This window comes from Achromobacter sp. 46006, assembly GCF_059761975.1.
Map to the genome: position 1 here is coordinate 1 of NZ_JCBANN010000100.1, position 11,480 is coordinate 11,480.

12 protein-coding genes are annotated in these 11,480 nt (G+C 68.8%); 6 read left to right on the top strand and 6 right to left on the bottom strand.

Going from position 1 to position 11,480, the window contains the following annotated elements:
* Window positions 1-256: 256 nt before the first annotated feature.
* The 3 genes from AC6LKG_RS25645 to AC6LKG_RS25655 all read right to left on the bottom strand — a co-directional run bounded on the left by AC6LKG_RS25645 (window position 257) and on the right by AC6LKG_RS25655 (window position 2,039).
* Window positions 257-1,207, bottom strand: coding sequence for a FecR domain-containing protein (locus AC6LKG_RS25645; protein WP_498169638.1), 951 nt, complete (start codon window positions 1,205-1,207; stop codon window positions 257-259).
* A complete protein-coding gene (locus tag AC6LKG_RS25650) occupies window positions 1,204-1,722 on the bottom strand; it encodes a sigma-70 family RNA polymerase sigma factor (protein WP_498169641.1) in 519 nt (172 codons plus the stop codon). Before AC6LKG_RS25650 ends, AC6LKG_RS25645 begins: the two co-directional genes overlap by 4 nt.
* Before the next feature lie 74 nt (window positions 1,723-1,796).
* Entirely contained in the window at window positions 1,797-2,039 is a 243-nt protein-coding gene (locus tag AC6LKG_RS25655) for a hypothetical protein (protein WP_498169643.1), read from the bottom strand.
* Window positions 2,040-2,306: 267 nt separating this feature from the next.
* Between AC6LKG_RS25655 and AC6LKG_RS25660 the strand changes: the two genes are divergently transcribed.
* The gene (locus AC6LKG_RS25660; protein ID WP_498169645.1) at window positions 2,307-4,403 is read left to right on the top strand and encodes an EAL domain-containing protein; all 2,097 of its coding nucleotides are present in this window, start codon (window positions 2,307-2,309) and stop codon (window positions 4,401-4,403) included.
* Here the strand turns inward: AC6LKG_RS25660 and AC6LKG_RS25665 are convergent.
* Window positions 4,396-5,256, bottom strand: coding sequence for a prohibitin family protein (locus AC6LKG_RS25665; protein ID WP_498169667.1), 861 nt, complete (start codon window positions 5,254-5,256; stop codon window positions 4,396-4,398). The two genes, AC6LKG_RS25660 and AC6LKG_RS25665, sit on opposite strands and share 8 nt — an antisense overlap.
* A 303-nt stretch (window positions 5,257-5,559) precedes the next feature.
* Here AC6LKG_RS25665 and AC6LKG_RS25670 point away from each other — a divergent pair, with 303 nt between their 5' ends.
* From AC6LKG_RS25670 to AC6LKG_RS25680, 3 genes are all read left to right on the top strand, one after another.
* Window positions 5,560-6,009 (top strand): anti-virulence regulator CigR family protein, encoded by a 450-nt coding sequence (locus tag AC6LKG_RS25670; protein ID WP_498169648.1) that lies wholly within the window; start codon window positions 5,560-5,562, stop codon window positions 6,007-6,009.
* 149 nt (window positions 6,010-6,158) lie between these two features.
* Complete coding sequence (locus AC6LKG_RS25675) at window positions 6,159-7,223, top strand: M4 family metallopeptidase (RefSeq protein ID WP_498169651.1); 1,065 nt, start codon at window positions 6,159-6,161, stop codon at window positions 7,221-7,223.
* A complete protein-coding gene (locus AC6LKG_RS25680; protein ID WP_498169654.1) occupies window positions 7,220-7,555 on the top strand; it encodes a protealysin inhibitor emfourin in 336 nt (111 codons plus the stop codon). Before AC6LKG_RS25675 ends, AC6LKG_RS25680 begins: the two co-directional genes overlap by 4 nt.
* A 3-nt stretch (window positions 7,556-7,558) precedes the next feature.
* On the opposite strand, the gene AC6LKG_RS25685 is transcribed toward AC6LKG_RS25680, so the two are convergent.
* Window positions 7,559-8,776 carry an MFS transporter gene (locus AC6LKG_RS25685; RefSeq protein WP_498169657.1) on the bottom strand — a complete coding sequence of 406 codons (1,218 nt, stop codon included), beginning with the start codon at window positions 8,774-8,776 and terminating at the stop codon, window positions 7,559-7,561.
* A gap of 95 nt (window positions 8,777-8,871) precedes the next feature.
* Here AC6LKG_RS25685 and AC6LKG_RS25690 point away from each other — a divergent pair, with 95 nt between their 5' ends.
* Complete coding sequence (locus AC6LKG_RS25690; RefSeq protein ID WP_498169659.1) at window positions 8,872-9,657, top strand: AraC family transcriptional regulator; 786 nt, start codon at window positions 8,872-8,874, stop codon at window positions 9,655-9,657.
* A 59-nt stretch (window positions 9,658-9,716) separates the two neighbouring features.
* On the opposite strand, the gene tam is transcribed toward AC6LKG_RS25690, so the two are convergent.
* Window positions 9,717-10,484, bottom strand: a complete 768-nt coding sequence (gene tam / locus AC6LKG_RS25695) for a trans-aconitate 2-methyltransferase (protein ID WP_498169662.1) — start codon at window positions 10,482-10,484, stop codon at window positions 9,717-9,719.
* Window positions 10,485-10,631: 147 nt separating this feature from the next.
* On the opposite strand from tam, the gene AC6LKG_RS25700 reads away from it, so the two are divergent.
* Window positions 10,632-11,345, top strand: coding sequence for an alpha/beta fold hydrolase (locus tag AC6LKG_RS25700; RefSeq protein WP_498169664.1), 714 nt, complete (start codon window positions 10,632-10,634; stop codon window positions 11,343-11,345).
* Window positions 11,346-11,480 lie beyond the last annotated feature (135 nt).

Sequence of the window (11,480 nt, forward strand, 5' to 3'; positions counted from 1 at the left end):
GCCGGCGGCCAGGGCGGCCGGCGGCAGCGCCGGCAACAGCAGGGCCAAGCCCAGTCCGAGCGCGCAGGCCAGGGTGGGCGCGGACTGGGGCCGCGCGCGGCGGAACGGAGAACGGGGGGAACGGGCAACCATTGGACGATCCTTCGTAAGCGGGGTGCCACGGCCTGGCCGTGACGATTCACCCGGTACACCGGACGAAGGCGGAAAAAGTGTCAGGATGCGCGCGATTGATTTGTAACGTGGGTCCGGCGGGCGGTCAGCGCGCGGCAACCGTGACCCAATACGGCGTGACCTGTCGGATCCGCACCGGCAGGGTCTGCGCCAGCAGGCGCAGGCTGGCGTCCGTATCGTTCAACGGAAACGCGCCGGACACGCGCAACCCGGCGACGCCCGGATCGCAGCGCAGGAACCCGCGCCGGTAGCGCGCCAGTTCCGCCACCAGCTCGGCCAGGCGCCAGTTGTGCGCGGCCAGCATGCCGTGCTCCCATGACACCAGCGACGCATCCGCCGCCTGCTCCGGCCCGACTCCGCCGGCGTCGAAGCGCGCCTGCTGCCCGGCCCGCAACACCCGCCGCGAAGCAGCGGTGGGACGGATCTCGACCGCGTCCTCGAAGACCGCGACCCGGATGGCCTTGCCCTCGTCGCGCACCATGAACCGCGTGCCCAGCGCCCGCACGCTGCCGTGCGCGGTTCGCACCAGAAATGGCCGTGGCGCCGGCGCGGGATCCTGGCCGGTGTCCAGCAGGATTTCGCCCGCCCGCAGCCAGACCAGGCGTTGTTGCGCGGAGTACAGGATGTCCACCGCCGTGGCGGTGTTCAACCACAGTCGCGTGCCGTCGGCCAACAGCATCCGCCGCTGTTCGCCGGTGGCCGTGCGCGCATCGGCGCGCCATTCGCGCCAGGGCAGCTCGCGCCAGGCCAGCCAGGCCGCCGGGCCGGCCAGCAGCAGGCCGGCCACGCCGCGCAACAACTGGCGCCGCGCAGGCCGGTCCAGGCGCCGCAGCGTGCGCGCGCCCAGCGCGGGGGGCACCTGGCCAAAACTGCGCAACATGTCTTCGACCCGGCGCCAGGCAGCAGCGTGCGCGGCACTGCGGCCGCGCCAGCGCTCGAAGGCCGCCCGGTCCGCGGCCGACAGCGTCTCGGACTGGAATCGCACCAGCCAGCCAGCGGCCTCTTGCAGCAGCGCGGGATCGGGACTGGCCCTCATGCGTCCGCCTGGTAGGCGATGAGGCAGGCCGTCAGCGCCTTCTGCATGTGCCGCTTGACCGTGGCCAGCGAGACGCGCTGCACGCGCGCGATCTCGGCGTATGCCATGCCGTCGAACTGGGATGACAGGAAGATCTCGCGCGTCCTTGCCGGCAGGGTGCGCAGGACGGCATCGATGGCGTAAAGGGTTTCCAGGATCAGCGCCCGCACTTCCGGCGACGGCACCTCGCGCGCCGGCAACTGCGCCGCCGCGGCCTGATAGGCATCCGCCAGCGCGCGGCGGCGCCAGTGGTCGACCACCAACCCCTTGGCGATGTGCGTGAGCAGCGCGCGCGGTTCGTCGCCGCCGCCGGCCCGCACCCTCGCCGCCATCAGGCGCACGAAGGTATCGTGGGCCAGGTCGGCGGCATCGAAGGAATTGCCGAGCTTCCCGCGCAGCCAGGCCGCCAGCCAGCCGTGGTGCTCGCGATAGATCCGCGAGACGGTGTCGGTGGGCAGGGAATCGGTCGAGGACACGGCACGCTCGCGAACAATCTAAATGGGAATTGTTACTATCTTATCCCATTCGCGTGCCCCGCTCTCCGGCTCGCCTAGTAATCCATCGGCACATGGCTCTGGGCCGCGCGCAACTCCTGGATGTGGCGCTCGGCCTCTTGCCGCTCGGCCGCCGGCGGCAATGCGCGCCAGCTCACCATGTTGCCGGGCGTCTTGACCGGCATCCAGCCCAGCACGCTGTACAGCGTGATCGCGGTACCGCCCGTATCCAGGCGCGTTTCGTAATAGCCCTGCCGCTCCGGCATCCTGTCGCCGGGCACCCACTCCAACTGCGACATCTTGTCTCCCTCTCGTTCCCGCCTTGGTCAGGCCAGGGCACCGCCATTGATCGTATAGCGATGCCTTGGTCCCGATAAGCGCACGATGCGCCGGCTTTTCAATTCTTGACAGAGGGGAATCCCTAGGATTTTTCCGAAACGCGATTGCAAAAGCGGGAACTCCGGCGCTAGGATGCGGCAAAGGATTCTTACAAGCCCCGGGCCGGCGACTCGCCCACGCCCCGGGCAGGCCCTCCCTCGGTAGGGGGCCATTCTGGGCGAACCGGTATGCCGACATCGAGCTTCATGCGCTATCCGAAAGATCGGCTGGCGGCCCTGGCGGGCGCAAACGCGCTGCGCGCCATCCGCGAAGGCCTGCTCTGGACGATGCCATGCCTGCTGGTGGCCGCGTTGTTCCTGGTGCTGTCGGTGCTGGCTCGCCAATTGGGGCTGCCCGCCCCCGTGGCCGAGACACTGGCGGAAGTGCACGACAGGCTCAACGCCATCATGCCGATGCTGGTCGGCACCTCGGTCGGCTACATGATGTCGATCCGCTACCGCGTGCCCAACCTGCCGGCGGCGTTCCTATGCCTGTCGTACGTGGTGATCGCCGCGGCCCTGCTCGCTCCCTATCCGCACGCCGCCGCCACCCTGATCCTGTGCATCGCCCTGCTGCTGCCGCTGGGCTGCGTGCCGCTGCTGGCCCTGCTGCACCGGCGCCCCTGGACCCGGCTGGCGCCGGACGGGCTGATCGGCGAGAACGTGCGCGGCACCCTCAACATGGTGATACCCGGCCTGCTGACCGCCGGCGCCGTGGTGCTGGCGGTACAGGCGCTGCTGCGCATCCCCGGCGTGGCGCAGTTCGACATTCCGCTGGACCTGGCCTCGCTCGAAAGCCCTTTCACCACCGGGCCGGTGACGGCGGCGCTTAACTCGCTCTTCTGGTTCTTCGGCATCCACGGCTACCACGCGATGTCGCCTGTCATCGACGTGCTGGACCAGGCCACCCAACTCAACGCCGCCAGCGCCGCCGCGGGCTACGAAGGCATGTATGCCCTGAACGGCACCCTGCTGGGCGCCTTCGTCTTCATCGGCGGCGCCGGCGCGACGTTGTCGCTGGTGGCCGCCATCCTGCTGTTCTCGCGCAGCGAATCCCTGCGCCTGCTGGCGCTGGCCAGCATTCCGGTATCGCTGTTGAACGTCAACGAGATTCTGCTGTTCGGCCTGCCGCTGATTCTCAATCCGCGCCTGCTGTTGCCCTTCGTGCTGGCGCCGGTGTGCAACGTGCTGATCGCGCTGGCCGTGGTGCACGCCGGCTGGATGGAACCGGCCAGCGTCACGCTGCCGCTGACCTCGCCCGTGCTGCTCAATGCCTATCTCGGCGCGGGCGGCCATGTCGGCGGCGTCGTGCTGCAGGTGATCCTGATCGCGCTCGGCACCTGCATCTATGCGCCCTTCGTGGTGGCGCTGGAACGGCAACGCAAGGCCGACGCCACGGTCTACTTCAAGTCACTCGACACCACATTCCCGCGGCTGCAGGAAGAATCGCTGCTGTTCGCGCACGACCCGGTGGTCTCCACCTACGCCAATCGCGCCCGCCGCAGCGCCGAAATCTCGCGCATTCGCGCCATCAGCGAATACGACTTCTATCTCGAATACCAGCCGCAGGTATCGCTGCGCAGCGGCCAGTGCACCGGCTGCGAGGCGTTGCTGCGCGCCACCGGCCCGGAAGGCGCGCAGCAGGCGCCGCTGGAATTCCTGCGCTGGCTGGCGCAGGCCGATCTGATGCGCGAAGTGGACCTGTGGGTGGCCAAGCAGGCCGTGCTGCAATGCCACGCCTGGCGCCAGGCGGGCTTCACCTTGCCGCTGACCATCAACGTCACCAGCGGCACGCTGACATCTGCCTCGTACCTGGACAAGCTCGCCAGGGTGCTGGAGCAGGCCCGCGGCCAGGTTTCGGTGGAATTGACCGAGGACGCGCTGGTGGAAGACGCGCAGGCCCTGCACACCGCCTTCGACAGGCTGCACGCGATCGGCTGCCAGGTCTATATAGACGACTTCGGCACCGGCTATTCGGCCCTGAGCTACCTGCATCAGTTCGAGATCGACGCCGTCAAGATCGACCGCAGCTTCGTGCAGGCGCAGGGCAGCGAGCGCGCCGCGCAGGTGATGAGCGGCCTGCTACGCTTTTGCGAAGCCCTGGACCTGCGGATCATCGTCGAGGGCGTGGAAACGCGCGAACAACTGGCGGCGCTGGAATCCAGCGCCGAGATCATCGTACAGGGATGGTTCTACAGCAAGGCGCTGTCGGGCGATGCCATGATGGCGTTCGCGCGGCGCGAGCCGCCGGCCGCCCCGGCCGGCGGCAGCGCCGCCGCTATTTGATGCCGATGAACGGCAGGGCCGCGCCCGGCACCTGGGTCGAGGGCAGCACGCCGTCCCACTTCTCGACCGCGTTCAGGCTGACCAGGTTGGTGTTGGCGGCCAGGGCCTCGGCCTTGGCACGGATCGACGCGGCCTCGGCTTCGCCGCGCATGCGGATGCCGTCGGCCTCGGCGGTGAATTGCTGGCGGCGCGCGTCGGCCTCGGCCTTGGCCTTGACCACCTGGATCTCGGCGTTGATCATCGCCGTTTCCTTCTGCTGGCGCGTGGTTTCGATCTGCACTTGCGCCAGCATGCGCTGCTCGATCGAATGCTCGTAGGCCTGCGAGAAACCGACTTCCTCGATCTGCACACCCACCACCTGCACCGGCGCGCCCTCCATGGTCTTGTGCACGGCGTTGTTGACGTCCAGGCCCAGCTTCTGGCGTTCCTGGATGGCGCGCACGGCGGTGTACTGGCCGAACACGTTCTTGACCGCGTCGGGGGTCTTGCGCTCGAGCACGCGCATCTGCAGATTGCTGATGGTGCCGTACTCCGAATACAGCTCGGCCACGTGCTCGGCCGGCACGCGGTAGGTCACCGACACCCGCAGCGTGGCGGGCTGCTGGTCGTAGCTGTAGGCCTCGAGCTTCTCGAACACGAAGGTGTGATCGCGCACCGACACCATCATCACGTTGTCAATGAATGGCGTCTTGAAATCCAGGCCCGGTTCCGACACGCGCACCAGCTTGCCATTGCGCAGCACCACGCCACGCTCGCCCTGGTCCACCTGGAACCAGGCGCCGAACGCCAGGCACAGGATCAGCACGAACAAAACGGCCGTCCCGATGGCCAGCTTCAGGCTGCGCGGCTTCACGGACTTGACGATTTGCAGGTCGGTCGGCTTCACTTTCAGTCCCTTTCTGATTTATTGCGTTTACGGTCCGAGAGCACGGCGGCAATGCCGCGCGCGAGCAAATAGGCGACCGCGGCGGCCCCCACCAAGATCAGGAAATATCGCATCTGGCTTTTCCCCCGGAATTGAAGCGAGCGATTCTAGCCCGAGTCAGCAGCATGAAAGGTTACGGTTGTTGCAATGAGAAAAACCACTTGCCAATAGAGATGGTGCGCGTTCCAGCATTGCGCTAGCCTACGCGAACCACAACCCGAGGATCCCGACATGCGCCGCCATTTCGCCGCTTTCATGACCGTCCTGGCCTGTGCCGCCATTATTGCGCCGGCCTGGTCGGCTCCCCCGGAAAACCGCGGAAAACCGGACCATGCCGGCCACGGCAACGGTAACGGCAAGAACAAGGGCGGCGGCAAAGACGCCGATACCAACATCAGCGTGAGCCTTAGCACCGCCGGCATCAGCATCACGACCGCGCGCGGCTACGCGGTGCAGGCCGGCGCCACCGGCTACGGCGCGCTGCCGCCCGGCATCCGCAAGAATCTGGCGCGCGGCAAGCCGCTGCCGCCCGGTATCGCCAAGAAGATGGTGCCGGGCCCGATGCTGACCCGCCTGCCCGTGCATCCCGGCTACGAATGGCGCGTGGCCGGCAGCGACCTGATCCTCATCGCCATCGCGACCGGCGTGGTTGCCGACGTCCTGGCCGGCGTGTTCGACTAGCGCGACGCAATCCGGAGCGCATTCATTTATCGTTCCTCGCATCGCGCCGCACACTGTTACGTCCGCGCGCCTCTGATCTGCTACCGTGAAGCCTGCTCCGGGCCCGGCCCGCGCGCCGTGTCCGCCACGACCTCACAGGGAGACCGACCATGCCGCGCCCTTCCGCGTCCACGCCCCTGATCGGCGTGATCCCGCCTTATGTCCTGGACCGCCTGGCGCAACATGCCGACGCGCGTGTCAGCATGCCGGCGGTCAAGACGCTCATCATCGACCAGCAACAACGCGGATTGCGCGACATGGCGGCACGGCCACGGCGCGCTCACGCGTCGCCGGCCAGCGCGCGACACGACGCCGGCGCGCCTCAGCGCGCCGTGCACGACGCGGCCAATACCACCGTGCTGCCCGGCAAGCTGGTACGCGCCGAGGGCGCGCGAGCCAGCGGCGATGCGGCGGTCGATGAGGCCTACGATCACCTGGGCGCGACCTACAGGCTGTTCCACGACGTCTACCAGCGCGATTCGATCGACGGCGCCGGCCTGGCGCTGGTGGGCAGCGTGCACTATGGCGACGAATACGACAACGCGTTCTGGAACGGCGCACAGATGGTGTTCGGCGATGGCGACGGCGAGGTATTCAACCGCTTCACGGTAGCGGTCGACATCGTCGGCCACGAACTCACCCATGGTGTCATCGACAGCGAAGCGGCGCTGGCCTACCAGGGCCAGTCCGGCGCGCTCAACGAGTCGCTGTGCGATGTGTTCGGCGTGCTGGTCAAGCAATACGCGCTGGGCCAGGACGCGCACGAGGCCGACTGGCTGGTGGGCCAGGGCCTGTTCCTGCCGCAGGTGCGGGCGCGCGCGCTGCGCTCGATGGCCGAACCGGGCAGTGCCTATGACGACCCGCTGCTGGGCAAGGATCCGCAACCGGCCCACATGAGCGGCTATGTCGATACACCGCACGACAATGGCGGCGTACACATCAATTCCGGCATTCCGAATCGCGCCTTCCACCTGGCCGCGACGGCCCTGAAGGGCCCCGCGTGGGAGGTGGCCGGCCGCATCTGGTACGACACGCTGTGCGACAAGCGGCTGCGCCACGATGCCGACTTCGCCGCCTTCGCCCGCCTGACGCTGGAGGTGGCGCGCAATTCCCACGGCGATGCCGCGCACAAGGCCGTGGCGGGCGCCTGGGCGGCGGTGGGCATACCGTCATGATAGACCTGCCCCCGCTCGAGTTCGCGCTGCGCGTCAGCCTGACGCGCGAGGGGGGCCTGGCCTACGTGCCCGGCCTGGCCCGCACCCGCAGCATCGACCTGACCGACTGTCCGCCCGCGTTGCGCCAGGAGGTCGGCGAGGCCTTGCGGCGCACCGCTACGCTAGCCTCTCCGGACTGTGCCGCGCTCGGAGGGGACCAGCGCTACTTCCATGTGGAACTGGCGTTCCGCGATCCGGCCAGCGGCAACGCGGCCAGCCTCGCCTTCGACGTGCCGGAAGCACAGGCGCCCGACGCCCTGGTGCGCCTGTGGCGCGCCCAGGCTGGCGGCTAGCCGCTACCGCGCCGCGGGCGCGTGCGGCCGGAACTGGCCGATCTGGATCGCGCGGCCGGCCAACAGGCCGCAACCCGCCATGGCCAGGCACAGCGCGGCGCACAACCCCAGCGCCACCGACCAGCCGCCCAGGCGGTCATGCAGGGCGCCGACCAGCGTCGGCCCGCTGGCCGCGAACAGGTAGCCGATGCATTGCGCCATGCCCGACAACGCGGCCGCCTGCTGCGCATGGCTGGCGCGCAGCCCCACGAACATCAGGCCCAGGATGATGCCGCCGCCGGTGCCCAGGCCCAGCAGCACGATCCACAGCGTGGCCCAGCCCGGCGCCACGATCAGCCCGGTGTACGCCACCAGCGAGGCCGCCGCCGAGCAGAACGCCGCGGCGCGCTGGTCCCGCATGCGCCGCACCACCGGCGCCAGGAACAGCGCCGGGCCGGCCGACATCAGTTGCAACAGGCCATGCAACGAGCCGGCGCGCTCGGCCGAGTAGCCGGCGTCGCGCAGAATCGCCGGCAGCCAGCTCACCCCTACATAGAACACGAACGAATTGATGCCCAGGTACAGCGTGACCTGCCAGGCCAGCGCCGAATGCCACAACCGGCCGCCATGCGGCGCATGCGTCGTCGATGAAGCCGGCGGCGTGTGGTTGGCCAGTTGCGGCAGCCACAGCAGCGCGCCGGCCAGCGGAATCACCAGCATGCACAGCGTCGAGAAGCGCCAGTCGCCGCCGGCCAGGCTGGCCAGCGGTACCGCCAGCGCCGAGGCGGCGCCGGCCGCGATGCTCATGGTCAGCACATAGGCCGAGGTCAGGCCGGCCAGGCGTTGCGGGAAATCGCGCTTGAGCAGGCTGGGCAGCAGCACGTTGCCGATGGCGATGCCCGAGCCGATGACGGCGGTACCGGCATACAGCGCCCAGGCCAGGCCCTGGCTGCGCAGCACGATGCCGCCGCCGATCAGCAACAGCGCGAAGAACAAGGTGCGTTCCAGGCCATGGCGGCGCGCCATGCCGGCGGACACCAGCGACACCACGGCAAACGCCAGCAGCGGCAGCGTGATCAGCATGCCGGCGGCGGTGTTCGACAGGCCGAGCTGTTCGCGGATCAGCCCGACCAGCGGCGGCACGCCGGTGACCGGCGCGCGCAGCGCCATGGCAATGAAGAGGATGCCCACGATCAGGAGGACGGGGCGTTGGGAAGCGGGGGAAGGCTGGGAGGGATGCATGACGAGAGCTTAGGCAATGTCATCGCTGCTGAATTTCGAGATAATGACAAGATATCCCTAAATCCTGCCAACCCCGGACACCCCACGGCCGCCCCATGTATCCGCCGGAAGCCCACAGCCCCTATTTCGATCCGGACATGCCCACGCAATGGACCTACGCGATGCGTGTGGATGCAGCCCGGAACAGCCACGAGTCCCCCACTCACCGGCACCGCATGGGCCAGTTGGTGCTGTCGCTGCAGGGCGCCGTGACCAGTACGGTGCCGCAGGGCCTGTGGATGGTGCCGCCGCGCTACGGCGTCTGGATCCCGGGCGGCACGCCGCACAGAAACCGGGTCACCGACAACGGCCGGGTCTGCTTCCTGTTCGTGCCGGCGGATACCCCGGGCCTGCCGCGCCAGTGCTGCACCCTGGCGATCACGCCGCTGGTGCGCGAGCTGATGATTCACCTGTCCGACCTGTCGCCGGACGCCACCGCCGAGCCGGCCAACCGCCGGCTGGCCGCAGTGCTGGTCGAACAGTTGGCGCAGATGCCGACCGAGCAGTTGCACCTGCCCCTGTCGGAACATCCGCGCCTGCGCGAGATCGCCACGGCCCTGCATGCCGATCCAGCCGACCGCAGCACGGTGGCCGAATGGGGACGCCGCATGGCCATGAGCGAGCGCACCCTGGCGCGGCTGGTGCGGCAGGAGGTCGGCATGACCTTCGGCCGCTGGCGCCAGCAAATGCATATCGTCATGGCGCTGCAGCGCCTGTCGTCGGGCGTCTCGGTGCAACGCACCGCCGAAGACCTGGGCTACGAATCGGCCAGCGCCTTCATCACCATGTTCCGCAAGACGCTGGGGCGGACGCCGGCGCGCTATTTCGCCGACAAGGCCTAGGACCGCTGCTCGCACGGAAAGGCGCCGGACCGGGCGGTGGCGCGTCCGGCCACGCCGCCTCAGTCCTTCGGCCCCGCCACCAGGAACAGTCGCGGGAACGGCAGCAGCACAGTGCCGTCGGCCAATGCCGGATAGGCGCGCGCGATCTCGTCCTGGTAGCGCGCCAGGAATGCCGTCTGCTCGTCGGCATCCAGCTTGTCCAGGTAGGGCCGCAGCGCCGTGCCCTTGAACCATTCCACCACTGCCTGCGCGCCCGCCAGTGGGTGCAGGTAGGTGGTGCGCCACACGTCCAGCCGGCCACAGTGCGGCTTGAGCAATTCGTAGTACCAGGCGGCGCTGTGGCGCGGCGGATGCTTGACGCCGCCGATCTTGCCAGCCCAGGGGCCCTCGGCCGCCACCTGGCGCGCCAGCTTGTGGGCCGGCTCTTCCAGGTTGTCCGGCGTCTGCACCGCCAGGCTGCCGCCCGGCGCGAGCTTGCCGACCAGGCGCGGATAGAGGGCGGCGTGATCAGGCACCCATTGCAGCGCGGCATTGGCCAGGATCACGTCGTATCGGCGCGGCGGATTCCAGGTCTCGATATCGGCCAGCTCGAACGCGATCGACGGCAGGCGCTTGCGTGCCGCCTGCACCATGTCGTCGGAACTGTCCATGCCGGTCACCTCGGCCCGCGGGTAGCGGGCGGCCAGCACTTCGGTGGAATTGCCCGGACCACACCCCAGGTCGATGGCGGTCGCGACAGCCTCGTTGGGCAATGCCGCCACCAGGTCTCGCACCGGGCGCGTGCGTTCGTTTTCAAAGGCGGAATACTGTTTGGCGGACCAGGTCATGGCGGCTCCTTGCTAGGGTCTGGATACGTTGCAGACTCTACGCCGCGCCGTTCCATATGACAAATATATACAAGGCTATAAATCCATATTTACAGAATATGCCGATACCCTGTCAGAATGTGGCTGTCGCCTGTCGGAACCTCGAGAATGCCCCTTCAACTGGTCCTGTTGCCCGGCATGGACGGCACCGGCGATCTGTTTGATCCGCTGCTGTCCGCGCTGCCTTCCGCGCCACCGCCCATGGTGCTGCGTTATCCCGCCCGCGAACCGCTCGATTACCCCGCGCTGGAACAGCGCGTGCGCCGGGCCCTGCCCGCGCAGGCGCCATTCGTGCTGCTCGCCGAATCCTTCTCGGGACCGCTGGGCGCCGCCATCGCCGCCGCGCCACCGCCGAACCTGCGCGGCCTGATCCTGTGCGCCTCGTTCGTGCGCGCGCCACATCCCCGGCTCGGCCTGGCGCGGCCGCTGGCCAACTGGCTGCCGGTCACACAGCTGCCGCGCGCGCTCCTGCATCACCTGTTGCTGGGCGCCCACGGCACGCCGGCGCTGCGCGCCGCGCTGGACCGGGCCGTCGCGCAGGTAGCGCCCGCCGTCATGCGGGCCCGCCTCCAGGCCGTGATGGCCGCCGACCAACGCACGGCATTTGCCGGCGTGCGCCTGCCGCTGCTGTATCTGCAGGCGCGCCACGATCGCGTGGTGCCGCCCGCCGCCGCCGCGCTGGTCAGGCAATTGGCGCCGCATACCCTCCTGGTCGAAATCGACGCGCCGCACTGCCTGTTGCAGGCCGCGCCCGGGGCCGCGGCCGAGGCCATCATCGGCTTCATGCGCACACTTGATCCGGCCCCCGCCGCCGACGTGTGAGCAAGGCTCCCCACGCCGCGCCTTCGGCTTGCTGCCCCCCGAGGGGGCTTTTTCATCTTGAGGCGGCTCGGCGATGAAAAGGAGCCCCCACGCCGCGCCTTCGGCTTGCTGCCCCCCGAGGGGGCTTTTTCATCT